The following is a 25,499-nucleotide window of genomic DNA, read 5'->3' on the forward strand; positions in this document are numbered from 1 at the left end:
AGGCGATCGGCTACTTCTTGTAGTGATCCGCGACGACCTTCGAGAACGCCCCGATCGGGTCCCCCTTCACCTCACGGGCCGCGAAGTACACGTGCCCCTTCACCTCGGGGTACCTGTCGGCCAGCGTGAGGTGCCGGGAGAGTTCGGCGGCGTTCTGCCAGGCCGCCGACTGGGCCGGGTCGCCCGCCTTGTACAGCGCCTCGCCGATGCAGAGCTGTGTACGGCTGCCCTTGGCGACGGCCGCCCACCAGGGCACCAGCTTCGCGTAGTCGGCGGCGGGGAAGCCGATGTTCCAGTACACCTGCGGGACGATGTAGTCGATCCACCCCTCCCGCACCCACTTCCGGGTGTCCGCGAAGTTGTCGTCGTACGACTGCGCGGCCCGCGTGTCGGAGCCGAGCGGGTCGGTGGACTTGTTGCGCCACACCCCGAAGGGGCTCACACCGAACCGGGTCGCGGCCCGCGTCTTCTTGATCCGGACGGCCATGTCGTGGACGAAGCTGTCGATGTTGTGCCGCCGCCAGCTCGCCCGGTCGGGGAAGGCGGCGCCGTACTTCACGTAGGCCGCGTCGTCGTCAAAGGTCTGCCCCGCGACCGGGTAGGGGTAGAAGTAGTCGTCGAAGTGGACGGCGTCGAGCGGGTAGCGGCGGACGGCGTCGAGGATCGCCGTCCGGACGAACGTACGGACCGCCGGCAGCCCGGGGTTGTAGTACATGCGCCCGCCGAAGGTGACGACCCAGTCGGGGTGGAGGCGGGCGGGGTGGTTCTCGGCGAGCTTCTTCGGGTCCGTGTGGTTGGCGATCCGGAACGGGTTGAACCAGGCGTGCAGTTCGAGCCCCCGGGCCCGCGCCTCCCGGACGGCCGTGCCCAGCGGGTCCCACCCCGGGTCCTTGCCCTGCGTCCCGGTGAGGACGGCGGACCAGGGCTCGTACGGGGAGGGCCACAGGGCGTCGGCGGTGGGCCGGACCTGGAGGATCACGGTGTTGAGCCGGGAGCGGGCGGCGAGGTCGAGCCAGCCGATCAGCTCGGCGCGCTGCTGTTTCGCGGTGAGCCCGGCCCTGGAGGGGAAGTCCCGGTTGGCGACGGTCGCGAGCCAGACGCCCCGCATCTCGCGGACCCCGGCCGCCCCGTAAGGACTCGCCTTCGACTCCGCCGCCTTCCGCTCCGCCGCCGAGGCCGTCGCCGTCGTCCCCGCGACCACCGAGAACGCCGCGAGAGTGAACGCCCGCCGGGTCAGTCGCCCCATAGCAGAACCCCTTTGAAACTCGGTGTGCGGATTGTCTCGGGGCACAGCATGCCCGACCCCGGCGATCGATCATCGATACTTGCTAGTAACGTGCACGTTCGGAGCAGGATCAGCACCGTGAGAGGAGCGATGTGACCGACATCGAACGCGTCGGAGTGGTCGGCTGCGGCCAGATGGGCGCCGGTATCGCAGAGGTCTGCGCCCGCGCCGGACTCGACGTCAAGGTCGCCGAGACGACCGGTGAGGCCCTGGAGTTCGGCCGTACCCGGCTGCTCACCTCGCTGTCGAAGGCCGCCGAGCGCGGCAAGATCTCCGAGGAGGAGCGGGACGCGACGCTCGCGCGCCTCAGCTTCACCACGGACCTCGGCGAGTTCGCCGACCGGGACCTCGTCATCGAGGCGGTCGTGGAGAACGAGCAGGTGAAGACGGAGATCTTCCAGGTCCTGGACCAGGTCGTGACCCGCCCGGACGCGATCCTCGCCTCCAACACCTCCTCGATCCCGCTGGTCAAGCTCGCGGTCGCCACCTCCCGCCCGGACCACGTGATCGGCGTCCACTTCTTCAACCCGGCCCCGGTGCAGAAGCTCGTCGAGCTGATCCCGGCGCTCACCACCTCCGAGGGCACCCTCTCCCGCGCCCAGCTCTTCGCGGAGAAGCTCCTCGGCAAGCACGCGATCCGCGCCCAGGACCGCTCCGGCTTCGTCGTCAACGCGCTGCTCATCCCCTACCTCCTCTCGGCGATCCGGATGTTCGAGACGGGCATCGCGAGCCGCGAGGACATCGACAACGGCATGGAGCTGGGCTGCGCCCACCCGATGGGCCCGCTGAAGCTGTCGGACCTGATCGGCCTGGACACGGTCGCGTCGGTCGCGCACTCCATGTACGAGGAGTACAAGGAGCCCCTGTACGCCGCTCCCCCGCTGCTCGCGCGCATGGTCGACGCGGGCCGGCTGGGCCGGAAGTCCGGGGCGGGCTTCTACACCTACGGCTGAACTGCGAAAACGCCTCGCCCGGGATGACCCCGGCAGTACAACTGGGGCCCGCCGTCGATGATCTGGACGGCGGGCCCCAGTGATCGTTGCGTAGCCGAGGGGGTTCTGAGGGGGTTTCAGCGGGAGGTCACGCCACTCCCTCGCGAGGCACGAGCAGGAACCGCCCGAGTGCCTGATACGGCCTGAGGGGATCGGCTACCTGATCGTTCAGGTTCTCCGCTCGCCTCACTGCCATGCCATGTACCGCAGCGTACTCCTTCACCCATGCCAGTGCCGAGGCCAGCGCGCAGTCAGGGTCATCGCCCGGCGCGGTACGGATCTCGCCGACGGGCGCCCCCGCCGCCGTGAGCATCGCGCCCACACCCCAGGGACCGCACGCATACCGGGCACCCTGCACATACACCTCGGTCGACTGCTCTCGCCGCCCCGGGAGCGCGAGCGGCGTCGACTCCGTGAACGTGAGCGGATCGACCGCCCACAGGTCCGGAGCCGGCGGACGCGGGGCAAGCCCTGTGCCGGCCTCCAGCCAGCTGTCGACGGCGGTGCGCCCACGCATCCCTCGGTCCGGCATGAAGTGCGCGTAGATCTTCAGCGTGATGTCCGGTGACGCGTGGCCCATCCAGTGCGACACGGAGATGACGTCCTCGCCAGAGCCGAGCTGCACGCTGGCGTAGGTGTGCCGCCAGCGGTGATGCATCATCTCCCGCGACGGCTCCCATCCTCGACCCTCCCCCTCCTCTCGCCGCGCGATGAGACCGGCCGCGGCGAGCGCCGGCTTCATCACGCCCTTGTTGAAAGTCGACGGCTGGATACGGTTCCCGCGCCCGGTCGTGGAGAGCAGTCGCACCGCGGCCTGGGGCCGGCCGTTGTTGCCCGGGCCCTTCCACGGCAGCGTCACCATCGCCGGCGGGAACTCCTCGCCGTACTCGTCGAGGAGCTTGAGCAGGCCGGGCGACAGAGGGACGTCTCGCTCCTTGTCGCCCTTGGGCAGCTTGAGGTACGGGCGCGCGCCGTTCTCCCACAGCAGCTGACGACGCAGGCGCAGCACCATCAGGTCGCGGTCGATGTCGTCCGGGCTGAACCCGAAGGTCTCCCCCTGGCGCATGCCGGCGCGCATGCCGAGATCGGCAATGATCCGGTACCGCTCGGGCATTGCCGCGCGGATCGCCGCCGCCTCCGCTTTGCTCCAGGCTCGCGCCTTCGTCTCTCCCGGACCGGCCGGGCGCACTCCCTTGGCGGCCTCGGTGCACGGGTTCTTCGCGATCCGCTTGCCCGCTGCTGACTTGAAGATGCTGGACAGGTGGTTCCAGATCACCTCGATCGTGGACGCGGCCAGGCCGCGCCCGGTCAGCTCGCGCTTCCACTCGACGAGGTGGTCGTCGCCGATGACGTACATCTGGGTCCGGCCGAGCTGTGTATCGACGATGTGGTTGAAGATCTTCGATTTCATCGGGTGCACGGTGTTCGCGGGGTCGGTCCGCTTTGGCCACCATTCGTCCCGGACGTAGTCGCCGAGGAGGATTTCTCCGTCTCGGTCGTCGACGAACTCCTTCTTCTTCGTCGACGCGATAGCTTTAATTTTCCAGTTCTTCGCCTCGTCGAGGGTCCCGAAGCTTCGTTTTCTCACGCCGGGAATTCCACATACCCGGTATCGCTTGGTGTTCGTTCCGTAGAGTTCCGTGCGTTCACGCTTGCCGGTGACGGGGTCCTTGCGCTTCTTCAGCCACCGATCCTCGATCCATCCTGATGACGCCACGGCCAGCCCTCCCCTCGCAGGTCGTTGAGGCGGACCTCCAGGAGCCGTTCCGTCACGCGGAGTTCAGCGGCGGCGACATGGATGTCGGGCGCCCACTGGGCGACTTCGGCGAGGTCCGAGATGGCTATCAGTTTGCGGGCGGCCTGAAGGTCGGCGTGGCGTTCCTGCCGGATTCTCGCAAGCGGGCTGGTGCAGTCCGCATCGTCGGCGTAGACGTGTTCCAACTCGTGGGCGAGGACGCATCGTTCCTGTACGTCGCTGAGGCCGGAGGCGATGACGATGCTGCCGTGCTCCCGGCACCAGGCCCCCCACGTGTCCCTGAGCCAGGTCCGTACGACAGGGACGCCCAGCTCGTCGAGGATCGCGGCTGGCGCGTAGTGCAGACCGGCGGATAGCAGCGGTGTTACGGACATGCGCCCCCCACGGGTTCGGACGGGTGGGAAGCGCGCCGGGTGTTCATGTCTACACGATCTGTCACGGGAAACGGAAGGAAAAGGTAAGAAATCCTTCGGTCATCTCCGCACTACAGCAAATCAGGGCAGCACGAAACAACCCCGGCGCATACCTGGCACTGCGACGCGGTGAGGTGTTAGACCCTCACGGCAAGCGAAAGGTTGCACGCATCACGAATCCGAGTTGAGCGCGTCTCGGATTCGGGCGGCGTCATCCGCCGGCACCCCTTCGGCCGCGCCGTGCGGCCGGTACGCAGCCAGCGCGAAGGCGGGGCGCCTCGGCGGGCCAGCGCCCACCGCGTCCGTGAGCCGCTGGACGAGGCTGTCGAATTCGTCGCGCAGCCCGGGTGCCGCCCCCAGCGCCACTGCCGTGCGGCTGAACTCGTAGACGAACGGAACGAGCTCCAGCAGGCGGGCGCGAGGCGGATCTACGGCCGGCGCCTCTGTGGCCCCGACTCCCAGGACCAGGGCGGGGTCCTCGCCGGCGAGGATGCGGTCGGTCCATCCGATCTGCCAGCCCAGCGCGGCCACGACTGGCTCGAGCGACGGCGGCTTGTCCTTCGACTTGGGGACAACTCCCCTTTCGATGCTGCCGATGGTGCGGGCCGTCACTCGGGCGCCGCGCTCCCGGATGCGCTCGACGAGCTGATCGCGCCCGAGCCCCTGGCGCTCGCGGTCGTCGCGGATGGCGCGACCGAGCGCAGCCCACCGCTCAGGGTCGTGGTTCATCTGACTCTCCGCCCGATCCGCATGCAACAAGAGGCAACGACAGGAAACAACTTACCAACGGGTCACCTGGCGGCGACAGGCGAGATCCCGCCTCCGACCTGCAACTTCCTCTCCTTTCCAGTTATTTCCACTCTGACGCTTGCGTCGTTGCCGCTTCTTTCCTATTGTTTCCACTGTGAAGGCGCGAGGACAGACCATCCGGCGCAGTCGCGAGGAGTCGGGCTGCGGCCTGACGGAGTTCGCCCAGCGCATCGGGATCTCCACCTCGTACCTGTCCCGGATCGAAAGAGACCAGGCCAACCCCAGCCCCGACATCGTCCGGCGCATCGCCGAGCACCTCGGCAGCCTGCGCGACGTACGGGCCGCAATCCGCGAAATCACCGAGAACGAAGACGAGGAGAGTGATGACGACCAGCCCGCGGGGTGACGACTCCCCCCACCTCACCGTGGCCGAGCTGGCAACGCGCTGGAAGACCACGCCGACCGCCATCTACATCGCCCGACACAGGGGCAAGGCGCCGGCCGCGTTCAAGCGTGGCGTGAAGGTGCTGTTCCCCCTCGCCGCCGTGGAGGAGTTCGAGGCCGCCGGAATGGCCGACGACCGCCTCTCCCACCGCAGCACCGCCGCCGAGCACCGGCCCCCGGAGCCGACCCGCGCGCGCCGCAGCCGCAAGCCGGCCGCCGCCTGATCCCACTCACGCCGAAGGGCCGCTCCGACTGTGCCGGCCTGAGCAGCCCTCGACTCGGTGCTCAACCACCACTGAAAGGAGGAGCCTCCGTGGCTCCTATCATGCCCGACCAGCCGAGTGAGCTGGTGTTGACGGAGTCCCGCACGATGCGGGCTCAGACCGCCGACCGTGTCGACGTCCTCGACAAGGTCAAGGCGCTCGCCCTGCTCCCCGACGGGATGCACGCGACCGCCGATGGGGTCGCCTCGTACTACGAGGTCCACGACGACGTCATCAAGAAGGTCGTCCAGCGCCACCGCGAGGAACTCGCGGAGAACGGTCTTCGGACGCTGCGCGGGGATGAGCTCCGCGAGTTTGTGGGGGACAACCTGTCCTCCGCAAACGGTGCCGCGAAGATCCGGAGCCTGTCGGTCTTCACCCGCCGGACGATCCTGAACGTGGGCCAGTTGCTCGCCGAGTCGCTGATCGCGAAGCAGGTGCGTACCTACCTGCTGGAGGTCGAGGAGCAGGCCAGCCCCGAGCAGAAGTCCGAGGCGCTCCAGCAGCTCGCGGTCGCCGAGGCCCGCATGCGGGTGCTGAAGGCGGCCGGCGGGATCGTCTCGCCGGTGTGGCTCGAGACGAAGGCCCGCTTGGTCGCCGCGAAGGCGCTCGGCGAGGAGCCGGAGGTCGACCCGCTCGACGTGCCGCTGTACGTCCCCGACTTCCTGAAGGCGGCCGGCCTGAAGCGCAAGGACGTGGAGTCCGCGCAGTCGTGGTTCGGCCGGTACGCGTCCTCGATCTGCACGGAGTTGGGGATCGAGTTGCCGCAGGAGCGGCAGTCGGAGTTGCCGTCCGGGCAGGTGCGGTCGACGAAGGCGTGGACGGAGCGGCACCGGCCGGTGTTCGAGCTGGTGTGGGCGCGGCACTACGCGCACAAGTTCCCCGGCCTCTTCGACCTCGGCGGTGCGGCATGACGCAGTCGAATACGCCGCAGAGTGCGGCGCTCGCCCTGGCCCAGCTCCTGGCGGAGTACCCGAGCTTGCCGTCTCTGCACTGGTCGGTCTCGCCGTCTGGCTGGTGGTGCGGCTCGAAGTACAACGACTTCGATGCGCGTGCGGCGATGGCGGAGTTTGTCGCCGTGGTCGGTGGTACGCCGTTCGAGATGCGGCAGCCGGCGAAGGAGGACGAGCCGGGCGAGGAGACGTTCTCGACGATCCTCAACGCCCGGTGGCGGGACGTCGATCTGTACCTGTCGATGGGTTGTGACGCGGCGCTGGTGGCCGACGTTGAGGCGGTGGCCCGATGAGCGCCCCGCTGGTGGTGAACACCACTGACGGCACGGTGTGGACGCGGCGCGGGTCGCTGCGTGACGGGCGTGCCCTGTACGCGCCGGCGGAGGTCTGTGTCTGCCCGCAGTACGTGATGGTCACGGAGTCGGAGCTCGCGGAGATCGGGATCGCCGGGCAGGCGGACGCGCTGCCGATGCCGACGGCGGCTGGTGCGCGGCGGCAGTTCGTCGCGATGTCGACGGCGTTGGAGCGTCTGCGGTGTGATCTGGGCCGGGCGGCCCGGGAGCGGCACGGCACGAACGAGGTCTTGTCGGAGGCGTGCGAGGCGCTCGCCGCGGGCCGGGACCGGATTGCCGAGTTGGAGGCGGAGGCGGCCGATCTGCGGGCGCAGCGGGAGACGCTGGTGTCGGACGCGCGCGACACCGAGCGGCACATCATGTCGGTGACGGAGGAGTGCCAGCGGCACGCGGCACGCGCCGCCGAGCTGGAGACTGGCCGTGCCGACGAGCGTGACGAGTTGGCGATGGCGCCCGGCCGCAGCACCGGCACCGAGTGGGGCGACCTTGTTGAGTTCGCCGCTGGCGCGTTCCGACGGGTCGTCGATGCCGAGGTGGAGGCCGCCGCGCCCGAGGTGCTCGCGCCTCGGACGGAGCGGTCGTGCTGGGTGGCGATCGCCGACGCGCTGAACGCTGCGCACGCCGCGGGGATGCCGGTCGGTATCGACCTGGACGGGACGCTGACGGATCACCGCATGTGGTCGGTGGTGTGGGACCGGGCCGCCGAGCGGTGGACGGTCGCCGGGTACGACGACGAGCCGGACGGGATCGACCGTCTGGCCGCCCCGACGCAGGCCCCCCAGACCGAGGACATCCCCGCGCTGACGGTGTACCGGGCGTCGCACGACTCGGTCGTCATGGGCCTGTACACCACGGCGGCCGAGGCCAGAAAGCACTGCGAGACCGAAGAGCGCCGCTCGTGGCTGACCGGAACCACCCTCTCCTTCGACTGGATCGAGGACGAGGAGGACGGCATCGCCGAGCTGGTGGTCGTCGCGGGTCAGAACGAGGAGTCCACCACCGGCTACGTCGTCACCGCCCTGGAGATCGCCGCTTCGTACGACGAGGAGGCCGACGAGTGAACGCCATGGAATGGCTCCTCACCTTCGCCCTCGTGTACGCCGTCGTCTTCGCGTACTGCGTGATCGACGTCCCCGACCTGTGCGCCCGCACGGCGCACCTCATCGTCGACCGCATCCACGGGGGTACCCGATGAAGCCTCTCAACAGCATTGACGGCCACACCGTTCCCGTGCCGTGGGACTGGTGGACGTCCGACGGGACGCGGCTCCGCGTCGTCCCGGACGGCTACCTCCTGGAGTCGGGCGACCTCGACCTCTACGTCGAGGTGCAGATCTGCCCGTCGGCCCACATCCAGCGCGTTCCGTCCGGCCGCTCGTACCTGATGCGGCCGGACGACGTGCCCGGCCTGGTCGCCGGGCTCACCGACCGCACCGCATGGACCACGCCGGGTACGGGCGAGGGACTGACGGTCAGGCCCGAGGGCGACGGGATGCGCCTCGTGTACGCCCTGTACGCCCAGGGCAACCTCCGTGACTACTCGATGGTGGTGCCGGAGGAGCAGCGGCTCCCGCTCGTCTCCGCTCTGAGCAGCGCTCTGGAGCTGACCCGCGCGTGGGTGGAGGCCGTCTGATGACGACCGTCTACGTGATCACGTGCGGGTCGTGGTGGCCCGGCGCCCGCCTCAGTCTGGAGGCGGCGCAGGCAGAGGCCCTGGCCATCGAGGAGCGCCTCGCGCAGGCGGGCGAGTGGACGTACCGGTGGGAGCAGTCCGACCGGCCGGGGATCTGGCTGCTGATGCACCGGCACCTCGAGCGGCCGGCCGCCTGGGGGCGGACGGGCCGCGAGGTCCGTGCCGTCGACCTGACGCTGTCGGGCGTCCCGGTCGAGGTGCTGTGGCAGCTCGCCGCCGACGTGCTGACGGAGCTGTCCGGGCGCGGTATCGCGATCACCGCGTCCCGTGATCAGGGTCCGGCGTACATCGGGCCGCACGTCTACGACGGCATCAACCCGGCCCGCCCCGGCCCGTGCGTAGTGCTGGCGGATGACGGCCGGTGGGTGGTGGAGGACCGGACGCCGCGCTGCGCCGAGTGCCGTGAGCCGCTGACGTACCCGGGGATGACGTACTGCTCGACCCGCTGCCGCAACGCCGCCGACCGCCACGACCAGGACGGGGGCCTGTGATGGCCGTCTACGACCGCGAGCCCGACGAGGGCGACGAGCAGGACATCGCCGACGAGGTGTCGTACGCCGACACCGGACGGCCGTGGGGTGCGCGGGTCATCCGGCACCCCTCCCACGCCGCGACCCGCAAGCACTTCAAGGCCCGCCCGCTGCCGAAGCAGAAGGACCGGAGGACGGCGTGACCGAGTACCCGGAGATCGCGGCGCGGTTCGCGCGCGACACGGCCAACCACCGGCTGATCGTCCTGCACGACGACGGCCTGTACCGGCATCTGCGGTTCACCAACCCGGCAGCCGACGGGCACACCCCGTTCGAGCTGATCACCTGGCCGTACAACCTCGTCGTCAAGGCGGGCTGGACGTTCCACTTCGACATCAACGCCACCCCGGACATGTTCGACCTGTTCCGGAATACCGCCTTCAGCGGCGAGATCAACCCGGGCTACTGGTCGGAGAAGGTCCGAGCTGGACGTGACGAGATTGAGGGCTTCGACCCGGAGCTGTTCGAGCGGCAGGTAAAGGAGCACGTCGTCCGGGCCATCCGCGAGGGCGACGCACCGCGCGGCATTGGCGCCGAGGTCACCCGCGACATCTTCGCGTGGGGCGACATCAGCCATGAGGCTGGCGCCCGCGAGGAGTTGGAGTCGTTCCGCTACGAGGACTGGAGCTTCGGCGACATCAGCGAGTGGGACTTCAGCGACTACACGCCGGGCTTCCTGCACTGCTGCCACGCGATCCGTCGCGGCATCGACCTGTGGGACGCGGCCCGGAAGCAGGTGGCCGCATGACCGCCCGCGAGTGGTTGTACGAGCGGCTGACGGGGGGTGCGCCCGTCCCCGCAGACGAGGCCACCACCGGCCTCGACGCCTACCGGGCCGAGGTGCTCGCGAAGGCGGTCGGGCGTCTGCGGGCGGTGCCGCTGGAGTGCACGGCGCTGACCGGACCGGTCTGGTACGGGCAGGGTTGGAAAGACTGCATCGACGCGCTGGTGGACATCGTCGACTACCAGCAGCCCGACGACGAGGCGTACCCCGGTGAGCTGGGGCGGCTGCGCGCACTGGTGGTCGGGCTGCGGGTCGCGGCGCTGCGGAGGGAAGACCTCCCGGAGGTTCGCCGCCGTCTCGCCGCGCACGCCCTGTACGAGACCGAAGCGCGGAAGACCAGCGGCCAGCAGGACGCCACGCCGTTCTTCCAGCCCGGCCACGTCTACGCCCTCGCCGACGACTGGCAGTTCCGCTGCGACACCGTCTCCACCGACCCCAACACGGGGGAGCGGGCGGCGATCGGCTGGCTGCGGGTTCGCAGCAGCCCGTGGACGACGTACGCCTACACCGCCTCCGAGTGGGACGGCGACTGGGCGGACGTCACGGGGGAGGTGGCGGAGTGAGGCACCAGTCGCCGGTCGACCACCGGTCGGTCGCCTCCCGGCTCCGCGCCCAGCCCGGCGTGTGGCTGCCGGTCGGCGAGTACCGCAACTCGATCTCCGCCGACGGCGTGGCCCGCTACATCCGGACCGCGTTCGTCAACAAGCCGGGCGCGATCGGCCGCTGGTACCGGCCCGCCGGAGCCTACGAGTCCCGCACGTCGCTGACCGAGGACGGCACGCTCGTCGAGGCCCGCTACGTCGGCCCGGTCGGGGGTGCCGCGTGAACGCCCGGCAGCTCCGGCTCCTCAACGCGGTCCGCACCTACGGCGGCCAGTGGACGACCGCCCGAGCCCGCGCCCTCTACACGGTCACCGACCCCGGCGCCAGCCAGCGCGGCACCGCCCGCCGCGACCTCGCCCTCCTCCACCGCGCCGGGCACCTCGCGCTCGTCGACACCCCCAACAACAAGCACTACATCCCCACCTGGAAGGACATGCCGTGAGCGCTGCGAAGCCCCTGCCGCACGACCCGTACATCGAGGCCGTCATCGACGCCCTCACCGCCGACGGGATCGCGCCCGACGACCACCGGACCTCGGACACCGAGACCGACCGGTACGACACCGGCCCCGACACCGGCTGCACGACGATGCTCGACGCCTACATCGACTGGACCGCGTCGCCCGCGCACGAGCACGGCATCGCCCTCATCTGGGAGGGGCCGGCGGAGGAGTGGATGTGGGCGCCCCGCGCGAAGGAGGGGCACCTGGAGTACGAGCCGGAGTTCCTGCCGCTGGGCCAGTACGCCGACCCGACCACGGTGGTCGCGGTCGTGCGGGCGCTCATGACCGGCGACCTGCTGCCCGAGGACCCGGCCCCCGACTGGGACGGCGCCGACACCGTGAAGGCCGCCGTCGCCGCGTGGGACGAGGACGGTGCTGAATGACCGGGCCCGAGCACTACCACGAGGCCGAGCGCCTCCTCGCCGTCGCGGCGGACAGTAGCGAGACCACGTACGCGGGGGAGAACCCCGAGGCGGACCGCACGATCGCCGAGGCGCAGGTCCACGCCACCCTCGCCCTCGCCGCCGCAACCGCCCTGTCGGTCCCCGCCCGTTCCCTGAACGTGCAGCAGGCGCGCAGCGAGGCCGAGGCGTGGATCGGCGCGGCCGGAGTGCCGTCGGTGAACGAGGACTACGACATCAAGGACAGCTTCGGATGAAGGCCGTCACCCCGTCGACGGACGCGGAGCGGGTCCTCGGGCAGATCGAGCGCGGCGAGGTGCGGTGCGGCCCGGCTGCCGCCCGCGAGATCGCCGCCCGCCACGAGACGCAGTACGGCGCCGCGTTCACCACCACCACCGAGCCCCGGACGTGCGCCGAGTGCGGTGAGCCGATGGACGGCGACGGCGCCTACTGCTCCACCCGCTGCCGCAACGCCGCCGACCCCCACCACGCCCCGGGCGAGGAGAGTAAGTGACCGTCACCGTGCAGCCCGGGACCACGGTCCCGGGCGCCGGCCCCGAAGACACGGCCGACATCGAGCCCGGCCTGTACGACATCGACGCCGACGCCTACCACGCCGACCCCATCCCCGGCGGCAGCCTGTCGTCGACCGGCGCCCGCACCCTCGCCAAGAGGTGCCCGGCCGTCTTCAAGTGGCAGCTCGACCACCCCGAGCCGCCCAAGAAGGCCCTCGACCTCGGCACCGCCGCCCACCGCCTCGTCCTCGACGACGGACCCGAACTCGTCCTCGTCGACGCCGCCCGCTGGGACACCAACGCCATCAAGGCTGAGGTCGCCGCGATCCGCGCCGCCGGGAGCGTTCCCCTCAAGCGGCCCGAGCTGGAGCAGGTGCAGGCGATGGCCGCCGAACTCCGCAAGCACCCGGATGCGGCCCGTCTCCTGGAGCCCGGCTCCGGGGTCGCCGAGCAGTCCGCGTTCTGGAACGACCACGGCGTGTGGCGCAGGTGCCGCTTCGACTGGCTCCGCAACGACGGCCAGGCGGTCGACTACAAATCGGCCCGCTCCTGCCGCCGCGACGACCTGGAGAAGGCATTCCACGAACACGGCTACCACCAGCAACAGGACTGGTACGAGGACGGCGGCACCACCCTCGGCCTCCTCGACCCCGAGCGGCCGATGCAGTTCGTGCTCCAGGAGAAAGACCCGCCGTACCTCGTGGTCGTCACCACGTGCGACCCGATGGCCCGCGAGATCGGCCGCCACCTCAACACGGTCGCCCTCAACGCCTATGCCATCTGCCGCGAGACCGGCGAATGGCCCGGCTACCTCCCCAACCCGATGATCTCGCTCCCCCCGTGGGTCGAGCGCCAGTACGCCTAGGAGACCAGCGCATGAACCAGCCCCTCGGCCAGCCCGTCCGCGCCGGACGGCAGGCACCGCAGACCGACGAGTACGACGACGGCGCGTTCGTGTTCCGGCCGGCCACCAAGGACAAGGCCAAGGCCCGCGTCGCCGTCCAGGGCGTCTCGGGCTCCGGCAAGACGTGGACCGGTCTGTCCATCGCCCACGGCCTCGCCGAAAGCGGACGGTTCGCCGTCATCGACACCGAGCGCGGCGCCGCCTCCCTGTACGTCGGCATCGGAGGCATCCAGTTCGACGTCCTCCAGATGAACCGCTACGACCCCCGCGACCTCATCAAAGCCCTCGCCGCCGCACCCCAGCAGAGCTACCCGGTCGTCATGGTCGACAGCCTCTCCCACTTCTGGAAGGGCACCGACGGCACCCTCCAGCAGGTCGACAAGGCCAAGTCCCGCTACGGCGGGAACTCCTTCGCCGGATGGAAGGAGGGCACCCCCATGCAGAACGACATGATCGACGCCCTCCTCGCCTACCCCGGACACGTCGTCGTCACGATGCGCTCCCACACCGAGTGGGTGCTCCAGGAGAACGACCGCGGGCGCAAGGAGCCGGTCGCGATGGGGATGCGGGCCGAGCAGCGCAAGGGCGTGGAGTACGAGTTCGGGCTCGTCTGCTCCATGGACATCGACAACACACTCACCGTCCTCAAGTCCCGCTGCCCCGACCTCCACCGCAAGGTCATCAACGAGCCGAACGGCAACCTCGACGTCGCGAAGCCGCTCCTGGACTGGCTCAACGACGGCGCCCAAGGCGTCGACGCCACCGCGTGGGTCGATGCCGCAACGGCCCCGGACGCGACCACGGACAGCCTGCTGGCGACGTACCACGACGCCGAGTCGCACGGCGCCCTCGCAACCCCGCTCCTGCACCCGCAGACCGGGCAGCCGACCAGCCTCGGCGCCTACATCAAGGAACGCGGCACCGCCCTCAAGGGCGCCCAGCAGTAGCCCTTCCCCGCACCGGGCTCCCGCCCGCCCGAAACAGGCGGGAGCGGCCGGTCCCAGCACACCACACCAATCCCTGGCAGGAGTACCCGTGACCGTCATCGCGTTCGTCGACACCGAGACCACCCACCTGGACGCCGAGATCGGGGCCGCATGGGAAGTGGCCATCATCCTCCGCGATTTCGACGACAACACGCCCACCGACACCGAGTACGTGTGGCAGATCCGCCCCAACCTGGCCACAGCCGACCCCGAGGCCCTGCGCATCAGCCGCTACCTGGAACGGTTCGCCGTCCCCCCGCACGCTGAAGCGGCATGGACCGGCTACGAGAGCGGCCCGGTCCTCCCGATGGCCCGCGCGAAAGTCGTCGCCGCGATCCTCGATGTCCTCCAGGGCGCGATCCTGGTCGGCTCCAACCCCGGCTTCGACGACCGTTTCCTGCGGCGCCTGCTCGGTCCTGGGAGCGCTCAGTGGCACTACCGGCCGTACGACATCGTCCAGCTCGCCGCCGCGAAGGTCGGCATCGAGTCCGCCGGGCCCCTGCCGTGGTCGTCGCGCAAGCTGTCCCGCGCCGTCGGCGTCGAGCCGCCCGCCGATGGTGTCGCGCACACCGCGCTCGGTGACGCCCGCTGGGCCCGCGACGTGTACGACGCCGTCATGGGCGGAGGCGCCCGATGAAGCTCCCCTTCGTATCCCGCCGCCAGCACGACACCGAGATCGCCGCCCTCCGCCAGCGCATCCTGGAAGTCAAGGGCCGTCACGAAGAAACCGAAAGGGAGCGGCGGCGCCTGGCCAAGGCGCTCGCCGAGGCGCCGGCCAAGACCGCCGACAACCTCGACGCCGACGCGAAGCTGCTGGCCGAGGTCGACGACCTCAAGACCCGGCTCGCCCGTGCGCAGGCCGACGTCGTCACCCTGTCCGGCGAACTCGCCGCGGGCCGCGAGTCCCGCCGCCCCATCGACGGCGGAACCAGCACGCCGCGCACCGTGGACGCCGAGCTCCGGCAGGCCCGCAACCACGCCCGCGCGCTGGGCCAGCGGCTCGCCGAGGTGACGACCGCGAACCTCCGCTGCACCTGCGGGAGCGCGTCGTGATCCCCCAGATCACGGTCGGCGCCGCCTTCCTGATGGCCGCCCTGATCGGCGCCACGTGGCTGGCCCGCTGGTGGGTCAGCCCGGAACCCGCCGGCCGCCACCGCGCGGGCGCCGTCGCCCCGGTGGAGGCCCTGGTGCAGGTCGACGCGCATTGCCGGTCCTGCCGCCACACCACCCGGCACGCGATCCTCCGCGTCCACGGCGAACACATCTGCCGCAGCTGTGGATGCCTCAACACTGCCGTGGTCGAGGGGGTGGCCCGGTGAGCGCCTACGACTGGATGGACGACGCGCTCTGCGCGCAGACCGACCCCGGCCTGTGGCACCCCGAGACCGGCTCCGGCTACGGACCGGCCGCCAGGATCTGCGCGGCCTGTCCCGTCCGCGAGGCGTGCACCGCGCACGTCGGCCGCCTGGAGGAGGACTCCGGACACCTCGTGCGCGGCATGTGGGGTGGCCGGCGTGTCCACCGGCGGAGCCAGGACCGCACCGCTCTGCGGTCGGCGGAACGGCGGGAGCAGATTCTGCGCCTCATTGAGCGCGGCGGCATGACCCCCGAGGAGATCGCCGAACACGTCGGCTGCCACCCGCGCACTGTGTGGCGGGTCGTCAAAGCGCAGCAGGAACAGGGGGCCCCGTCATGACCCGCATCACCTATGTCGCCACCATCCCGGACACGCTGACCCGTAAGGGCAACTGGACCGCCGGGGCCGCCTGCTGTACCGACCCGGACGCCATGTTCCCCACCAGTAACGCGGTCGAGATCCAGGCTGCGAAGCGGATCTGCGCCCGCTGCCCCGTCGTCACCGCCTGCCTCCTCGATGCCCTCGACACCGGCGACAACGAGCACGGCATCCGCGGCGGGCTGGAGCCCGGTGAACGCCGCAAGATCGCCGCCAGGCGGCCTGCCCCGCTGAGCCGCCCCAAGCCGCCCAGGCCGCGCGCGGAGCGGACGCCAACCGGACGCCCGCCGACGACCTTGGCTGAAGCGTTCACGGGGCGCACCGCGCCCACGGAAGACGGCCACCTCCTCTGGTACGGGGACAAGCGCATCTGCTTCCAGAAGGTCCATTACCAGGTACTTCAGGTCGCCTTCGAACTCGGCCACGGACGGCAGCCCGAGGGGCGGATCGCGCGCACGTGCGACGAGAAGTGCTTCCGCGCCGACCACCTCGTTGACAACGTCCTCCGCAGGACAGGCGCGCTGTGCGGCAGCCGCACCGGCTACCGATGGCACCTCAGATATGGCACCGAGCCGTGCTCGGCGTGCCGTCGCGCGAACGCGGACGCCGACAACCGCCTCCGCCGCACCGGCACTTCGAAGGTCGCCGCGTGACGGCCTCCTGCGGGCACTGGGTCGGCGCCGAGCGCCGGTACTGCGGGGCGACGGACGGCGTACGCCGGTACGTGAACAGCACCGTCTGCCCTGCGCACACCCCGTCCGCGCTCGCCGGCCGCCCGGAGCCCGAGCCGGGACCCGGCATGCCGGCCGCCGCCTGGGTGACCCCGTCGCCGATCTCCGACTCCCGAATCCACGACCAACGCGCCATCGCCAGCGGGAAACGGCGCTCCAGCTCCGCCGCCTACCGGGCCGCGCAGGCCGCCGTCCACCACACCACCTGAACCACAGCCCCGCCGAGGTGAATTCGGCGGGGCCTCATCCCAGGAGACCACATGATCAAGCTTTTCGGCCCCGACCGGCAGCTCCTCGGCTACGAAGACCAGGAGTGGGCGGTGTGGGTCAGCGGTATGGACGACGTCCTCCCGCAGCCCGACCTGATCACCGCCCTCGTCACGGCGGGCGAGCAGAACGCGGCCCTCTGCGGCGGCTACGACGGCCACCCCCACACCCCCGTCGCCTACGCCGTCGTCCTCCACCACGGCTACGCCTGGGCCCAGTCCGTCGAGCACCAGGCCGGCCGCGACTGCGGAATGCGGAACTGCACGGACTGCGGGGCCCGACGCGCCCCGGCCCCCGAGCTGAAGTCGCTCACCGCCGACGAATGGGCAATGTCCCTGGCTGCCGCTGGCCTTGAGCCGGGCCCGGCGTTCGCCTACCGCCTCGCCTCGGGACCGTACGAGGCCGCCGTCCACATCGCCACCAGCACCCGCATCGACACCGACGCCCGCCGTGAACTCGCCGACGGCATCCAGGACGCGGCCAGCGGCGTCATCTGGCGCATCCTCGGCCGCCTGCCCGTGGCCACGCTCCGACGGAACGCCGACGGCAGCACCTCGGAAACCGCCCTCTAGCCACTCCTCCCGGCGGCCGTCCCCCATGGCCGCCACCCCGGGAGCCCGCACCTTCCCCGACGGGCTCCCGGGGACCCGCCGATCAGCAGAAGGGAGACGCCGATGACCGGCCGTCCCATCACTGGCGAGGCGCGCATCCGCCTCCGTACCCGTGCCGCCGACCTGTACGTGGCGGGAGCGACCATCCACTCCGTGCGCCACCAGCTCGGCCTGTCGTACGGGACCACGCGAACCCTCCTCCTCGAAGCCGGCGTACGACTCCGGCGGCCCGGCGGGTGGCGCACGACCAGCTTCACGACGGGCACCTGACCACACGACACAGCCCTACGCCGGAGAACGACCGTGACCAGTCAGCAGTCCATCGACGCACTCCTCGACGCGTACACCGACCAGCGCCGCGCCCTGCTCCGGGTGCTCACCCTCGTCGCCTGCCACGCGGACGAGATCGCCACCAACCCGGCCCTCGTCCTCAAAGCCCTGGACGCCCACCCCAGGTCCGTCGCCGTCTGCCCGCCCGGATGCACCGGCGACTGCCGGCCCCACCCCGCCGTCTGGGCCCGCTGCACCGCCCTCGAACCCAGCCGCAACTAGCCGCACAGCACACAGCCCCGCACGCGGCGGGGCCGGAAGGAGGAGGGGTGTCAGGACTCGGCGATGTTCGTCGCGGCGGCGATGTCGCGCTGGCGCTTTCGCCACGCCGTGATCTGTCGGTGGATGTGCCGTCGAAGGTCGTCCGCTCGCGTCGTGCCGAGGTCTTTGCACGCCTGCTCGTATGCGGTCCACGTCTCGTTGTCGACGCGGATCACGCGACCGGGAGTCCCCTTCGTCGTCATGTCGACAGCGTAGCTGACCGGACACGCGATGGGCACCACCGCCTCGCGACTCACCCTCAGGTGCCCATGCGGTGTAGGGGCACCTGGAGTAAGGTTAGAGCCGCAGGAAGGGCGAATCCCGCCCCTCTGAAGCCGCCATGAGCCCTGCCGGAAAACGGGCCACCAACAGCAACGACGGCGAGAGAAGAGCACGTGAGCACTGAGGCCATGAAGTGGGCGGTCGAGTACGCCCCACCCATGCCTTCCCAACTGGTCGCCACCCTCACCGGGCTGGCCTACCACGCGGACACGAAAGGGCGCGGGTCGTTCCCGTCGCTCGCCCGGCTCGCCGCATACACCTGCAAGGCGGAGCGCTCCGTACGCCGCGATCTGCGCGACCTGGAGAACCTGAAGCTGATCCGGCGTGGCGACCAGAACAAGGCCGCCCACATTGCAGCCGACAAGCGGCCGACCGTCTACGACCTTGCCGTTGAGAACCGCGTGCCGAAGGGGCGCGCGGGGGACGACGAGGGGACGTGGACGTCCGCCCGGACGCTGGCGTCCTCCCGTGCGCGAGGCACGGAAACGCGCCGCGCGAACAAGGCCAGGTCAGAACAGGATGCAGACCCGAATCGGGGAGACGTGGACGTCCGGGGGGACGTGGACGTCCGGGGGGACGTGGACGTCACAGCGGGGGGACGTGGACGTCACAGCGGGGGGACGTGGACGTCCGCCGAACCAAAAGACGAACCTCAAGATGAACAACTACCTAAAGACTCTTCTTCGCCTGCGGCTCAGAGCGACGAGACCGAGCCCCCCGCAGACCACCACCTCGAAGCCTTCGGCGCCTTCTGGATCAACTACCCCAAGAAGCGCGATCGCGAAGAAGCCAAGAAGGCGTGGATCGCCGCCCTCGAACGCGGCGCAGACCCCCAGCGCATGGTCGACGGCTCCCAGGCGTACGCCCGTGAGCGAGCCGGTGAGGACCCCAAGTACACGAAGCACCCCGCCACCTGGCTCAACAAGGGCTGCTACGACGACGAACCCGACCCCCAGCCCGCACCCGGCGAGCGCCCCCCGCTGCGCGCCGTGTCCGGCGGCTGGCAGCCCTACCGCCAGCCCACCCCCGAAGAACGAGCCGCCGACCTCGGCCACTTCTAGGAGCCCCCATGCCCGAACCCGAAAGCCTCTCCGAGAACCGGCCCTCCGCACTCGCCCGCCTCATGGCCGGAATCGCCGAACACGCCCCCGACATCACCGGCGGCCCGATCGACAACACCCCCACCCCCGACGAACCCGGCCACCCCGAATACCACCGCCGCCAACGAGCCGAATTCGCCCTCTCCCGCTGGCAGACCGCAGCCCCCTACCGCTACCGCGACGCCACCGCCGACCACCCCACCGTCCAGGCGTGGGCCGACCGTGCAGCCGCCGACATCCGCGACGCCGGAATCCTCGTCCTCCACGGCAGCATCGGCACCGGCAAAACCCACCAGGCATACGGCGCCCTCCGCCGCATCGCCGAAGCCGGCCCCCGCAACTTCCAGATGGTCGCCACCACCGCCCCCGACCTCTACGGCCTCCTCCGCCCCGGCGGCTCCGACAAAGGCAGCGAGCACGAACTCAAGCGCCTCATGCAGATCCCGCTGCTGCTCCTCGACGACCTCGGCACCGAGAAGCTCTCCGAGTTCACCGAAGAAGCCACCTACCGGATCGTCAACCACCGCTACAACGAGTCCCTCCCGCTGCTCATCACCACCAACCTGCCCATCAAGACCGGCGCACCCGCACCCGACCTCGTGACCCGCCTCGGCGACCGGCTGGCCTCTCGCCTCGCGCAGACCGCGACCATCGTCGGCTTCGACGGCCCCGACCTCCGCCGCACCCTCCGGAGCGTCTCGTGACCCGCCTCATCCCGCCGCCCACTCACAGCGAACCCGCCGATTACCGCGGCCCCTTCGACCCCGTCCGGGCCTCCATCCGCAGCGTCGCCCGCGTCACCGGGTGCCACCGCTGCGAGGAGACGGCGGTCCCCGACGTCGTCCACCTCGTCGACGCCGACGGAACGCCGCTCTGCCCGGACTGCACCCGCCTCGTCGGCGTGGCCCTGCGGCGCGGCTTGCAAACCCTCAACCTGATCGCCCACGCCGTCCGCCGGCCGGACGTGCACCCGGCCGCCTCGCTCGTCCGGGAGTGGCACGCCGTCCTCGCCGTCGCCCGCCCCGCCGAGGAGCAACTCCTCATGGACGCCGCCCGGCTCCTCGCCCGTCACGTCGGCTACCGGCTGCCTGGCTTTCGGCCGCCGGAGATCGAAGGCAACCCGCGCCCGACCGCCCGCCTCAACCGCCAGCACGACGACATCCCCGACGCCGAGATCATCGAGGAGACCGCATGACCTCCCTCCTGCCGCCCGTCTCCTCGGCGCCCAGCCAGTTCCTTGCCGGCATGGAACCCCTCGTCGAGGGCCCGCGGTTCGTGCGTACCCGCGGCATGTCCCGCTGGCACCGGCCCCGCTCCGGTATCCGCTTCACCGACCGTGACCGGACCACCTACGGCTGCTGGTGCGGCTACAACGTCGGCGGAAGCGAGCGCGCCGGAAGCTTCCTGGCCGCCGACGAACCGCCCGTCGGCGAGCCGGTGTGCGGGACCTGCGAGGGCCGGGCCGCCGGAGCCGGGCAGGACAGCAGCCCGACCGGCCGCCTGCTGGTGTTCACGCCCCGCTGGATCGACCCGCCGAAGAACTGCCCGGCCTCCCGCAGCAGCCTCTACGAGGAACTTCCCGGCGGCCGTGTGGGCCGCTGCCTCGCCTGCGGGGACCACCAGCCGCTGCGGGCGATGGGCGGCCCGTACAACTCGCGGTACGCGATCATCCAGCACCCCACCGGGGCCGCCCTCGTGGAGCCGTGCCCGTTCCACCGCTGGCGGCAACTCGCCGCACGTGACGGCCATGCCCTGTGCCGCTGCGGACGGCAGGACCAGCCGTGACCGCCCGCCCGCACCCCCCGGAGTGGTCCGTGACCTGCCCGTGGTGTCACGCCCCGCCCAACACCCGCTGCACCAGCCCGCGGGGCCGGCGGATACCCGTCGACAGCCACGACGCCCGACAACAAGCCGCTGCGGCCCCGGTTACTGCCGAGGTTGCGCGACCGGAAGGATTCCGATGACTAGCCCGCTCACCGAGCAGCAGCTCGCCGAGATCGAAGCCCGCGCCGACGGGGAGGCGAAGCACGCCGAGCAGCTCGGCGAAGGCCACACCCTCGCCGCCGTTGATGTCCCCGCCCTCGTCGCCGAGGTCCGCCGTCTCGCGGCCCTTGTCGCCGAATTGGACGCGGAGCGCGCCCGCTGGGCCGATGTCCACGCGATCGTCGAGCGGGCCATCGAGAAAGGCGCCAGCCTCATCGACACGGTGCATCTCGAATGTGCGCTCGGACCCGTCGAGTGACTGTCGCCGCCCCCGTGCGGTGCGTGTGCGGCCGTCTGCTGGCCGATCCGGTGTCGCGGGCAGCCGGGCTAGGTCCCGTCTGCCGCAGGCGCCTCGCGGGCCGCACAGAGCCTCGCGTCAGCATCCCCCGGCCGAACCCCGGCACCGAGCCGATGGACGGCCAGACCGAACTCCCCCTCACCGACCACCAACCCACCCTCTGGAGCCTCTGATGCAGCACATCGCCGACGAAATGCCCGACACCTGGGTCCGCGAGACCACCGCCGCCATCACCGCGCTCGGCCACACCGTCGCCGACGCCCACGAGTCCGCCATCGTCATCACCCTCACCCCCGACAACCGGCACGTCCTCGACGCCGCCGACGACGACACCCTCGTCATCGGCTGGACCGAGCGAGCGGGCGTCGACTGGGGAATCAGCAGCGACGGCGCCCACGTCCCCAACCCGCGGCCCCTCAACGCCGCCACGCCCGCCGAGATCGCCGCCCGCGTCCGCACACTCCTCGCCACCGGCGGCCTCTCGGAGATCCCGCACGCCATGCCGTACGCCACCCCGGACGACTGCACCTGCACCGAGCAGACGTGCGGCGGGATCATCCCCGACCCGGAATGCCCCGACCACGGACACCGCCTCAACCCCGCCATGGGATGGCACCTCGCCGGAACCGTCCTGTGCCGGAAGCTCGCCGCCGACCGCCAGTCCTGAGCAGCACGCCGGCCGCCCGCGTTGGAGCCGCGGGCGGCCGGTACCGCCAACCCCATCACACCGACCTGGAGATGACCATGACTGATCGCCGCAAAGACGACCCGGCCAGCCGCCAGCCCGACGCCGAGGCCGCCGCGCTTGCGCCCGCCGGACCGAGGCAGCCCGCGTACGACGCGGTGTTTGCGTTCATCCGGGGCCTCGGTGACGCCTTGCCTGCCGAGCCGGTGCACCGGAACGCGATGATCTGGCGGGCCGTCCACGCCGGACTCGACGCGATGACTGCCCAGACCCCGCCCGCCGACCGGGCCACCCTCCGCGACCGCATCGCCGAGGCGCTGATGCAGTGGGCCGACGGCAACAACAGCCCCGCGTACGCGGCGATGCGCCGCTCCGAGACGGTGCGCGCCAACGCGTACAGCCGGGCCGACGTGGTGCTGGCCGTACTGCCCGAGCCCGCCGACCGGGCCGCCGTACTGGACGAGGCCGCCGACGTGGCGAAGCGCAATGCCGAGGCCCAGTTCCGCTTCGGCGAGACCGATATGGGGCGCGGCGCCCGGAACGTTGAGGACGTGCTGCGCCGCATGGCCGCCGAGGCGCGCGCCACCGACACGCAGGACAACGAGGCGCACCCGCCGCAACACCGCTGGCAAGTCGAACTCCTCGACGGTGGCGAGTGGATGCCCACCACCCGCCGCCACGAGGAACGCGAGCAGGCCGTGACGCAGCTCCAGCTGGCCAGCGAGCGGCACTCTACGTTCAGCGACGGCACGCCCGTCCAGCGGCGCTTGGTGCGGGAGACGACCACGTACACCGTCGAGACCGCGCCGAGGCCGTCATGAGCAAGCAGAGCACCGGCGGGGGTTTCACCGGCATCAGCCTGGCGGGTCGGTGGGAGTGCGGAGCCTGCGGCGCGTCCGGTGACGGCTGGTACGACGAGGACGACGGACTCGTCCTCCACGACGAGCACGGACAACCCTTCGACTCCGAGGACCACGACTGCGGGGAGGCCGACTGTGGCTGAGCACCCGCTGTCCGTCGGCGCCCGGGTCCGGCACTACGGCCAGCAGTGGCCCGCCGCCCGCAAGGGCACCGCCACCGTCCGCGAAGTCGTCGGCCCGCTGCACGACGGCAGCTACGAGTACCGCGTCGACGCCACCGCCGACTTCAGCCGCCAGCCCGGCCCGGACAACCCGGAGAACCGCAGCACGTGGTGGCCGTCGGACGCCACGATCCGGGCGGAGGCCCCGTCGTGATAGCCGAGGCCGTCGACACGCTGATCACCCTCGGCTGGGCGGCGCTGGTGTGGCTGGTCGTCCTGTCCGCCGCCGCGACCGTCGCCGTACTCGCCGTGGCGGGGGTTGCCGGGTGGGGCGTGGGTGCCGCATGGAGGGGGCTGCGCGGGGCTCTCGCGGCCGTACGGGCGCACGGGGCACTCCGCGACCGGGCGCGGGCCTGCGGCGCGCCAGAGAGGCGTACAGGGATTCCGGCCGCCATGGAGGACGCGTGACCACCCCGACCGCCTACACCGTCGCCGCCTACAGGAGCGAACGGGACTACCACCTCAAGAGGCCCGACTACACCCGGACCGTCCACGACGAGGCGGGACGTCCGTCGGCGAAAGAACGTGCGGACGAGCTTGCCCGCGAGCTGGCCGACCGGTCATGCCGAGGGCGCCTCGGCTGGACCCGCATCACCATCACACCCGCCGCCGACCTCACCCCCTGACTGCCCCGCCGGGGCTCACCCCGAGCCCCGGCCCAGCACCCGCCCACGGAGAACCGTATGAGCATCTACGCCACCATCGCCACCCTCGACCCCGCCAGCCACCCCGACAGCCCCGGACGCCCCCACCGCTACCAGGGATCGCACATCCTGCCCTCCGGCGACGACCCCCGCGAGGGAGACGTCCAGCTCGCCGAGATCCCCTCCCACATCACCCGCGACGGCCGCGACGACCAGCCCGAAGACGACGCCCCCTGGCCGTGGCTCCGCCTGTCCATCGACGACGCCGACGTCATCCTCGACCCCGCCACCGCCCGCTACCTCGCCGAGCAGCTCACCGACTGGGCGGACCGAGCCGACGGCGGGCGCCGATGACCCCCGCTCTCCGCCGCGCCTGGGCCTGCCGCGCCGCCGCCGTCGTCTTCCTCGCCCTCGGCATCTACGCCGCCATGTACCAGCCCGGCCTCGCCGTCGCCGGAGCCGCCAGCGGCATCCTCCTGTGGATCGCCGGCCACGACTACCACCGCGACCACCGGGCGCTACTTGCTCGCCACGAGCAAGCCCGACGCGACGCCGTCCTCTACCCCGACCCCCAACGCGACGGGCCCCCACTCACCTCCTACGAGGCAGCCCAGTGGGCACTCATCGCATCACGCACCGACCTCGACCAGGAGCAGCAGTGATCCGCGAGAACCGCTTCCTCATCAGCCGCAAGCCGTTCGCCATCAACCTCGCCACCGTCACCCTCGAAGCCACCGAACGCGACGGCATCTACTGGCTCTCCGGCACGTGTCAGGCCGTCTGGTACCGCCGCAAGGACGGCGTCACCCGGGCATGTATCGGGACACTGAAGCTGTGGGCTCATTGGCTGCGGGAAGAGCCTGATCTGTCCTCGCCGCAGGCCATGCTCGGGAACGATCTCGACAGCCGATACGGGGGCAACCCCGACGGCCGATGGGACGGCTCTGGCTATTGGGGGAGCGAGATTCCCGAGGTCCAGCAAGAGCACCTCGCCGTGCTGCGCCCGATGCTCGCCAACCACCCCAGCACGCCAGCCGGATACGACGGCTGGTGGACGTTCCAGACCGGAACGGGCAAGCCGTGACCGGACCGTCGTCAGCCCCCCGGCCCGAGCGCACGCCCCGGCCGGGCGCCACCTGGGAGACCCGGATCGTTCGCACCGAGACCGTCATTGACGACGACGCGCCCGACCCCGCGCCGCCCAACAGGGCCACGCGGCGAGCACTCGCCCGAGCCAGCCGAACGAAGAACCGATGACCGAGCCCCGGCCCGTGGCATCCTGAACCCGCGCGCCCGTCTGCTCGCGGGAAACCCGGGCACCCGAGAACCAGTCGGCCCATAGCCGGGCGCGCATCCCCGCTTGACA

At 71.1% G+C, this 25,499-nt stretch carries 48 protein-coding genes; 43 read left to right on the forward strand and 5 right to left on the reverse strand.

The annotated features are described in order from the left end of the window. Window positions 1–10: 10 nt before the first annotated feature. Window positions 11–1,246, reverse strand: coding sequence for a family 10 glycosylhydrolase (locus ABZX85_RS23025; protein ID WP_355871584.1), 1,236 nt, complete (start codon window positions 1,244–1,246; stop codon window positions 11–13). 131 nt (window positions 1,247–1,377) lie between these two features. On the opposite strand from ABZX85_RS23025, the gene ABZX85_RS23030 reads away from it, so the two are divergent. Next, entirely contained in the window at window positions 1,378–2,238 is an 861-nt protein-coding gene (locus ABZX85_RS23030; protein ID WP_355871587.1) for a 3-hydroxybutyryl-CoA dehydrogenase, read from the forward strand. Window positions 2,239–2,365: 127 nt separating this feature from the next. Here ABZX85_RS23030 and ABZX85_RS23035 read toward each other — a convergent pair whose 3' ends face one another. From ABZX85_RS23035 to ABZX85_RS23045, 3 genes are all read right to left on the reverse strand, one after another. Continuing rightward, entirely contained in the window at window positions 2,366–3,994 is a 1,629-nt protein-coding gene (locus ABZX85_RS23035) for a tyrosine-type recombinase/integrase (protein WP_355871590.1), read from the reverse strand. Further along, window positions 3,958–4,407 (reverse strand): ImmA/IrrE family metallo-endopeptidase, encoded by a 450-nt coding sequence (locus ABZX85_RS23040; protein ID WP_355871593.1) that lies wholly within the window; start codon window positions 4,405–4,407, stop codon window positions 3,958–3,960. Before ABZX85_RS23040 ends, ABZX85_RS23035 begins: the two co-directional genes overlap by 37 nt. A 210-nt stretch (window positions 4,408–4,617) precedes the next feature. Further along, window positions 4,618–5,175: a hypothetical protein gene (locus ABZX85_RS23045; RefSeq protein WP_355871596.1), complete on the reverse strand. Its 558-nt coding sequence runs from the start codon at window positions 5,173–5,175 to the stop codon at window positions 4,618–4,620. Window positions 5,176–5,350: 175 nt separating this feature from the next. On the opposite strand from ABZX85_RS23045, the gene ABZX85_RS23050 reads away from it, so the two are divergent. The 27 genes from ABZX85_RS23050 to ABZX85_RS23180 all read left to right on the forward strand — a co-directional run bounded on the left by ABZX85_RS23050 (window position 5,351) and on the right by ABZX85_RS23180 (window position 18,021). After that, window positions 5,351–5,602: a helix-turn-helix transcriptional regulator gene (locus ABZX85_RS23050; protein ID WP_355871599.1), complete on the forward strand. Its 252-nt coding sequence runs from the start codon at window positions 5,351–5,353 to the stop codon at window positions 5,600–5,602. Beyond that, window positions 5,580–5,864: a helix-turn-helix domain-containing protein gene (locus tag ABZX85_RS23055; RefSeq protein WP_355871602.1), complete on the forward strand. Its 285-nt coding sequence runs from the start codon at window positions 5,580–5,582 to the stop codon at window positions 5,862–5,864. Before ABZX85_RS23050 ends, ABZX85_RS23055 begins: the two co-directional genes overlap by 23 nt. Before the next feature lie 89 nt (window positions 5,865–5,953). Next, complete coding sequence (locus tag ABZX85_RS23060; RefSeq protein WP_355871605.1) at window positions 5,954–6,817, forward strand: hypothetical protein; 864 nt, start codon at window positions 5,954–5,956, stop codon at window positions 6,815–6,817. Further along, window positions 6,814–7,149 carry a hypothetical protein gene (locus ABZX85_RS23065; protein WP_355871608.1) on the forward strand — a complete coding sequence of 112 codons (336 nt, stop codon included), beginning with the start codon at window positions 6,814–6,816 and terminating at the stop codon, window positions 7,147–7,149. Before ABZX85_RS23060 ends, ABZX85_RS23065 begins: the two co-directional genes overlap by 4 nt. Further along, a complete protein-coding gene (locus tag ABZX85_RS23070; RefSeq protein WP_355871611.1) occupies window positions 7,146–8,270 on the forward strand; it encodes a hypothetical protein in 1,125 nt (374 codons plus the stop codon). The genes ABZX85_RS23065 and ABZX85_RS23070 overlap by 4 nt, the downstream gene beginning before the upstream one ends. Then, window positions 8,267–8,404, forward strand: coding sequence for a hypothetical protein (locus ABZX85_RS23075; RefSeq protein WP_355871614.1), 138 nt, complete (start codon window positions 8,267–8,269; stop codon window positions 8,402–8,404). The genes ABZX85_RS23070 and ABZX85_RS23075 overlap by 4 nt, the downstream gene beginning before the upstream one ends. Next, on the forward strand, window positions 8,401–8,841 hold the full coding sequence (locus tag ABZX85_RS23080) for a hypothetical protein (RefSeq protein ID WP_355871617.1): 441 nt from the start codon (window positions 8,401–8,403) through the stop codon (window positions 8,839–8,841). The genes ABZX85_RS23075 and ABZX85_RS23080 overlap by 4 nt, the downstream gene beginning before the upstream one ends. After that, entirely contained in the window at window positions 8,841–9,392 is a 552-nt protein-coding gene (locus ABZX85_RS23085) for a hypothetical protein (protein ID WP_355871620.1), read from the forward strand. Before ABZX85_RS23080 ends, ABZX85_RS23085 begins: the two co-directional genes overlap by 1 nt. Continuing rightward, on the forward strand, window positions 9,392–9,574 hold the full coding sequence (locus ABZX85_RS23090; RefSeq protein WP_355871623.1) for a hypothetical protein: 183 nt from the start codon (window positions 9,392–9,394) through the stop codon (window positions 9,572–9,574). Before ABZX85_RS23085 ends, ABZX85_RS23090 begins: the two co-directional genes overlap by 1 nt. Then, the gene (locus tag ABZX85_RS23095) at window positions 9,571–10,179 is read left to right on the forward strand and encodes a hypothetical protein (RefSeq protein ID WP_355871626.1); all 609 of its coding nucleotides are present in this window, start codon (window positions 9,571–9,573) and stop codon (window positions 10,177–10,179) included. The genes ABZX85_RS23090 and ABZX85_RS23095 overlap by 4 nt, the downstream gene beginning before the upstream one ends. Next, on the forward strand, window positions 10,176–10,778 hold the full coding sequence (locus ABZX85_RS23100; protein ID WP_355871629.1) for a hypothetical protein: 603 nt from the start codon (window positions 10,176–10,178) through the stop codon (window positions 10,776–10,778). The genes ABZX85_RS23095 and ABZX85_RS23100 overlap by 4 nt, the downstream gene beginning before the upstream one ends. Then, window positions 10,775–11,041, forward strand: coding sequence for a hypothetical protein (locus ABZX85_RS23105; RefSeq protein ID WP_355871632.1), 267 nt, complete (start codon window positions 10,775–10,777; stop codon window positions 11,039–11,041). Before ABZX85_RS23100 ends, ABZX85_RS23105 begins: the two co-directional genes overlap by 4 nt. Continuing rightward, window positions 11,038–11,259: a hypothetical protein gene (locus ABZX85_RS23110; RefSeq protein ID WP_355871635.1), complete on the forward strand. Its 222-nt coding sequence runs from the start codon at window positions 11,038–11,040 to the stop codon at window positions 11,257–11,259. The genes ABZX85_RS23105 and ABZX85_RS23110 overlap by 4 nt, the downstream gene beginning before the upstream one ends. After that, entirely contained in the window at window positions 11,256–11,702 is a 447-nt protein-coding gene (locus ABZX85_RS23115; RefSeq protein WP_355871638.1) for a hypothetical protein, read from the forward strand. Before ABZX85_RS23110 ends, ABZX85_RS23115 begins: the two co-directional genes overlap by 4 nt. Further along, the gene (locus ABZX85_RS23120) at window positions 11,699–11,977 is read left to right on the forward strand and encodes a hypothetical protein (protein WP_355871641.1); all 279 of its coding nucleotides are present in this window, start codon (window positions 11,699–11,701) and stop codon (window positions 11,975–11,977) included. Before ABZX85_RS23115 ends, ABZX85_RS23120 begins: the two co-directional genes overlap by 4 nt. Next, on the forward strand, window positions 11,974–12,234 hold the full coding sequence (locus tag ABZX85_RS23125) for a hypothetical protein (protein ID WP_355871644.1): 261 nt from the start codon (window positions 11,974–11,976) through the stop codon (window positions 12,232–12,234). Before ABZX85_RS23120 ends, ABZX85_RS23125 begins: the two co-directional genes overlap by 4 nt. Then, window positions 12,231–13,100 carry a PD-(D/E)XK nuclease-like domain-containing protein gene (locus tag ABZX85_RS23130; RefSeq protein ID WP_355871647.1) on the forward strand — a complete coding sequence of 290 codons (870 nt, stop codon included), beginning with the start codon at window positions 12,231–12,233 and terminating at the stop codon, window positions 13,098–13,100. The genes ABZX85_RS23125 and ABZX85_RS23130 overlap by 4 nt, the downstream gene beginning before the upstream one ends. A gap of 11 nt (window positions 13,101–13,111) precedes the next feature. Beyond that, window positions 13,112–14,086 (forward strand): ATP-binding protein, encoded by a 975-nt coding sequence (locus tag ABZX85_RS23135; RefSeq protein ID WP_355871650.1) that lies wholly within the window; start codon window positions 13,112–13,114, stop codon window positions 14,084–14,086. Between the two features lie 88 nt (window positions 14,087–14,174). Next, window positions 14,175–14,762, forward strand: a complete 588-nt coding sequence (locus ABZX85_RS23140; RefSeq protein ID WP_355871653.1) for a hypothetical protein — start codon at window positions 14,175–14,177, stop codon at window positions 14,760–14,762. Continuing rightward, window positions 14,759–15,178, forward strand: a complete 420-nt coding sequence (locus ABZX85_RS23145) for a hypothetical protein (RefSeq protein ID WP_355871656.1) — start codon at window positions 14,759–14,761, stop codon at window positions 15,176–15,178. Before ABZX85_RS23140 ends, ABZX85_RS23145 begins: the two co-directional genes overlap by 4 nt. Continuing rightward, the gene (locus tag ABZX85_RS23150; protein ID WP_355871659.1) at window positions 15,175–15,444 is read left to right on the forward strand and encodes a hypothetical protein; all 270 of its coding nucleotides are present in this window, start codon (window positions 15,175–15,177) and stop codon (window positions 15,442–15,444) included. The genes ABZX85_RS23145 and ABZX85_RS23150 overlap by 4 nt, the downstream gene beginning before the upstream one ends. Beyond that, complete coding sequence (locus ABZX85_RS23155) at window positions 15,441–15,821, forward strand: helix-turn-helix domain-containing protein (protein ID WP_355871661.1); 381 nt, start codon at window positions 15,441–15,443, stop codon at window positions 15,819–15,821. The genes ABZX85_RS23150 and ABZX85_RS23155 overlap by 4 nt, the downstream gene beginning before the upstream one ends. Then, the gene (locus ABZX85_RS23160) at window positions 15,818–16,513 is read left to right on the forward strand and encodes a WhiB family transcriptional regulator (RefSeq protein WP_355871664.1); all 696 of its coding nucleotides are present in this window, start codon (window positions 15,818–15,820) and stop codon (window positions 16,511–16,513) included. Before ABZX85_RS23155 ends, ABZX85_RS23160 begins: the two co-directional genes overlap by 4 nt. Continuing rightward, complete coding sequence (locus ABZX85_RS23165) at window positions 16,510–16,800, forward strand: hypothetical protein (RefSeq protein ID WP_355871666.1); 291 nt, start codon at window positions 16,510–16,512, stop codon at window positions 16,798–16,800. The genes ABZX85_RS23160 and ABZX85_RS23165 overlap by 4 nt, the downstream gene beginning before the upstream one ends. 51 nt (window positions 16,801–16,851) lie before the next feature. Next, entirely contained in the window at window positions 16,852–17,430 is a 579-nt protein-coding gene (locus ABZX85_RS23170) for a hypothetical protein (protein ID WP_355871669.1), read from the forward strand. Window positions 17,431–17,532: 102 nt separating this feature from the next. Further along, a complete protein-coding gene (locus tag ABZX85_RS23175) occupies window positions 17,533–17,739 on the forward strand; it encodes a helix-turn-helix domain-containing protein (RefSeq protein ID WP_355871672.1) in 207 nt (68 codons plus the stop codon). Window positions 17,740–17,772: 33 nt separating this feature from the next. Continuing rightward, the gene (locus tag ABZX85_RS23180) at window positions 17,773–18,021 is read left to right on the forward strand and encodes a hypothetical protein (RefSeq protein WP_355871675.1); all 249 of its coding nucleotides are present in this window, start codon (window positions 17,773–17,775) and stop codon (window positions 18,019–18,021) included. A 50-nt stretch (window positions 18,022–18,071) separates the two neighbouring features. Here ABZX85_RS23180 and ABZX85_RS23185 read toward each other — a convergent pair whose 3' ends face one another. Further along, window positions 18,072–18,263: a hypothetical protein gene (locus tag ABZX85_RS23185; RefSeq protein WP_355871678.1), complete on the reverse strand. Its 192-nt coding sequence runs from the start codon at window positions 18,261–18,263 to the stop codon at window positions 18,072–18,074. Window positions 18,264–18,455: 192 nt separating this feature from the next. Between ABZX85_RS23185 and ABZX85_RS23190 the strand changes: the two genes are divergently transcribed. The 15 genes from ABZX85_RS23190 to ABZX85_RS23260 all read left to right on the forward strand — a co-directional run bounded on the left by ABZX85_RS23190 (window position 18,456) and on the right by ABZX85_RS23260 (window position 25,217). Further along, complete coding sequence (locus ABZX85_RS23190; RefSeq protein ID WP_355871681.1) at window positions 18,456–19,403, forward strand: helix-turn-helix domain-containing protein; 948 nt, start codon at window positions 18,456–18,458, stop codon at window positions 19,401–19,403. A gap of 8 nt (window positions 19,404–19,411) precedes the next feature. Then, window positions 19,412–20,146 carry an ATP-binding protein gene (locus ABZX85_RS23195; RefSeq protein WP_355871684.1) on the forward strand — a complete coding sequence of 245 codons (735 nt, stop codon included), beginning with the start codon at window positions 19,412–19,414 and terminating at the stop codon, window positions 20,144–20,146. Beyond that, on the forward strand, window positions 20,143–20,637 hold the full coding sequence (locus ABZX85_RS23200; protein WP_355871687.1) for a hypothetical protein: 495 nt from the start codon (window positions 20,143–20,145) through the stop codon (window positions 20,635–20,637). Before ABZX85_RS23195 ends, ABZX85_RS23200 begins: the two co-directional genes overlap by 4 nt. Next, window positions 20,634–21,227: a hypothetical protein gene (locus tag ABZX85_RS23205; protein ID WP_355871690.1), complete on the forward strand. Its 594-nt coding sequence runs from the start codon at window positions 20,634–20,636 to the stop codon at window positions 21,225–21,227. Before ABZX85_RS23200 ends, ABZX85_RS23205 begins: the two co-directional genes overlap by 4 nt. Window positions 21,228–21,402: 175 nt before the next feature. Beyond that, window positions 21,403–21,684, forward strand: a complete 282-nt coding sequence (locus ABZX85_RS23210) for a hypothetical protein (protein WP_355871692.1) — start codon at window positions 21,403–21,405, stop codon at window positions 21,682–21,684. After that, on the forward strand, window positions 21,681–21,896 hold the full coding sequence (locus ABZX85_RS23215) for a DUF6011 domain-containing protein (protein WP_355871695.1): 216 nt from the start codon (window positions 21,681–21,683) through the stop codon (window positions 21,894–21,896). Before ABZX85_RS23210 ends, ABZX85_RS23215 begins: the two co-directional genes overlap by 4 nt. After that, window positions 21,896–22,390 (forward strand): hypothetical protein, encoded by a 495-nt coding sequence (locus ABZX85_RS23220; protein WP_355871697.1) that lies wholly within the window; start codon window positions 21,896–21,898, stop codon window positions 22,388–22,390. The genes ABZX85_RS23215 and ABZX85_RS23220 overlap by 1 nt, the downstream gene beginning before the upstream one ends. Before the next feature lie 77 nt (window positions 22,391–22,467). Then, entirely contained in the window at window positions 22,468–23,229 is a 762-nt protein-coding gene (locus ABZX85_RS23225; RefSeq protein WP_355871699.1) for a hypothetical protein, read from the forward strand. Continuing rightward, on the forward strand, window positions 23,226–23,411 hold the full coding sequence (locus ABZX85_RS23230; protein ID WP_355871702.1) for a hypothetical protein: 186 nt from the start codon (window positions 23,226–23,228) through the stop codon (window positions 23,409–23,411). Before ABZX85_RS23225 ends, ABZX85_RS23230 begins: the two co-directional genes overlap by 4 nt. After that, a complete protein-coding gene (locus tag ABZX85_RS23235) occupies window positions 23,404–23,643 on the forward strand; it encodes a hypothetical protein (RefSeq protein ID WP_355871704.1) in 240 nt (79 codons plus the stop codon). The genes ABZX85_RS23230 and ABZX85_RS23235 overlap by 8 nt, the downstream gene beginning before the upstream one ends. Further along, window positions 23,640–23,897, forward strand: coding sequence for a hypothetical protein (locus ABZX85_RS23240; protein WP_355871707.1), 258 nt, complete (start codon window positions 23,640–23,642; stop codon window positions 23,895–23,897). The genes ABZX85_RS23235 and ABZX85_RS23240 overlap by 4 nt, the downstream gene beginning before the upstream one ends. Next, window positions 23,894–24,115 (forward strand): hypothetical protein, encoded by a 222-nt coding sequence (locus tag ABZX85_RS23245; protein WP_355871710.1) that lies wholly within the window; start codon window positions 23,894–23,896, stop codon window positions 24,113–24,115. The genes ABZX85_RS23240 and ABZX85_RS23245 overlap by 4 nt, the downstream gene beginning before the upstream one ends. 57 nt (window positions 24,116–24,172) lie before the next feature. Next, window positions 24,173–24,487, forward strand: coding sequence for a hypothetical protein (locus ABZX85_RS23250; RefSeq protein ID WP_355871713.1), 315 nt, complete (start codon window positions 24,173–24,175; stop codon window positions 24,485–24,487). Further along, window positions 24,484–24,795, forward strand: a complete 312-nt coding sequence (locus ABZX85_RS23255; RefSeq protein ID WP_355871716.1) for a hypothetical protein — start codon at window positions 24,484–24,486, stop codon at window positions 24,793–24,795. Before ABZX85_RS23250 ends, ABZX85_RS23255 begins: the two co-directional genes overlap by 4 nt. Next, complete coding sequence (locus ABZX85_RS23260; RefSeq protein WP_355871718.1) at window positions 24,792–25,217, forward strand: hypothetical protein; 426 nt, start codon at window positions 24,792–24,794, stop codon at window positions 25,215–25,217. Before ABZX85_RS23255 ends, ABZX85_RS23260 begins: the two co-directional genes overlap by 4 nt. Window positions 25,218–25,499 lie beyond the last annotated feature (282 nt).

Source organism: Streptomyces sp. NPDC004539 (assembly GCF_040610055.1).
GTDB lineage: Bacteria > Actinomycetota > Actinomycetes > Streptomycetales > Streptomycetaceae > Streptomyces.